Origin of the sequence: Roseburia sp. 1XD42-69, assembly GCF_003612565.1 — a bacterium.
Taxonomy (GTDB): Bacteria; Bacillota; Clostridia; order Lachnospirales; family Lachnospiraceae; genus Roseburia_B.
The window spans coordinates 1-1,971 of record NZ_RAZG01000181.1; the positions used below are offsets into that span (position 1 = coordinate 1).

The window sequence follows — 1,971 nt, forward strand, 5'->3', positions numbered from 1 at the left end:
CGGGAGTTTGACAGTTTCATATTTCAAAAAATCCTTACAGGCCTTATAAAGCCTGACTTTTTTATGTCAAATTTTTCGTTTTATTTCATAGTATTATATAGCATTATTTTTCAAAGTATGGTATACTATATTCAGGAGGTTTTCACTATGAAAGTAACTACATCTAAATCAAAAAATTCTGAATCTTTTTATATCGCAAAAAGTTTTATTGACAATAAAGGAAAAAGCACGTCCGTCAATGTGCGCAGGCTCGGTACTCTTAAGGAACTTCTGGCTGAACATGGCCCCACTCGTGATGATGTCATGAAGTGGGCTAAAGAAGAGGCCAGGATGGAAACTCTTAAATATAAAAAGGAACAACAGGCCAAAGCCGTCCAGATCACGTTCCATTCCGATCAAAAGCTGGATTATGGCCAGCAGGTCTTCTACCGTGGTGGATATCTTTTTCCCCAAACTTTTTACTATCGTCTCCAGCTTGATAAGACATGCCGCAAGCTCCGGGACAAGCATAGATTCAAATATGATATCAATGCTGTCCTTTCCGACCTTGTCTATGCCAGAATCCTTGAACCGGCCAGTAAACGTTCTTCTTATAAGACGGCTTCTGAATTTCTGGAAAAGCCTTCTTACCAGCTGCATGATATCTACCGGGCACTTGATGTTCTCGGAAATGAATGCGATTTTATCCAGTCAGAAGTGTATAAGAACAGCCGTCTGCTTGGGAAGCGCAACGACAAGGTACTCTATTACGACTGCACAAACTATTTTTTTGAAATTGAACAGGAAGATGGTGATAAAAAATACGGCAAATGCAAAGAACATCGCCCAAACCCCATCATCCAGATGGGAATGTTCATGGACGGAGATGGTATCCCCCTTGCATTTTCACTTTTTCCCGGAAACGCAAATGAACAGACTTCCCTGAAGCCACTGGAGGAAAAGGTGCTTCAGGATTTTGGCTGTACTAAATTTATTTACTGCAGTGATGCCGGACTCGGTTCGGAAGCAATCAAAAGAATAAATCATGCCGGCGAACGTGCTTTTATTATTACCCAGTCTATAAAAAAGCTAAATAAAGATGATAAAAAATGGGCTTTGGACAGAACCGGTTTTAAACGGGTCTCAGATGACACGCCTGTTGTCCTTTCTGAAATCCCGGAAGATGATAATGGACTGTATTATAAAGACGAACCATACACTCCGCACACACTCCACCAGCGTCTGATCGTAACTTATTCGCCCAAATATGCAAGATACCAGAAAACGATACGTGACGCACAGGTGGAACGTGCTGAAAAAATGCTGAATTTGGGAAAAGTGAAAAAAGAGCGCAGAAATCCAAACGATCCTGCACGATTTATAGGAAAAATTGCAGTGTCTGAAGATGGAGAAGCGGCAAAAATCCATAATTATCTGGATACAGATAAGATCGAACAGGAATCCCTCTACGATGGAATGTATGCGGTAACTACCGATCTGTTAGATGATGCTGTGAAAGATATTTTAAAAGTCAGCGAAGGAAGATGGGAAATCGAAGAATGTTTTCGGATAATGAAAACAGATTTTGAAGCAAGACCTGTGTTTCTTCATGATGATGTACGTATAAAAGCACATTTCCTCATCTGTTTTCTTTCATTAGTCATATACCGTTATCTTGAAAGAGAGTTAGAACATGTCTTTACCTGTGAGACGATTCTGGACAAGTTAAAAACAATAAATTTTGCGGACATACAGGCGCAGGGTTTCATCCCGCTTTATACACGCAACAAGTTGACCGATGCTTTGCACGAGATCTGTGGTTTTGAAACCGATTTTAAATTCATCACCAAAAGTCATATGAAAACAATTCAGAAAAAAAGCAAAGGCAGGAAATAAAATACCATAGTCTAAAACAACGCTAAAAATCGCTACACTGCCCGTATTTTCAAGCATTGTAGCGATTCTATTTTTTCTCAACTGTCAAAAACAGGA

1 protein-coding gene is annotated in these 1,971 nt (G+C 39.7%); it reads left to right on the forward strand.

Features of this window, described 5'->3' with window-relative positions; genetic code table 11:
• The first annotated feature begins 147 nt into the window (after nt 1-147).
• A complete protein-coding gene (locus tag D7Y06_RS24860) occupies nt 148-1,875 on the forward strand; it encodes an IS1634 family transposase (RefSeq protein ID WP_120410148.1) in 1,728 nt (575 codons plus the stop codon).
• Nucleotides 1,876-1,971 lie beyond the last annotated feature (96 nt).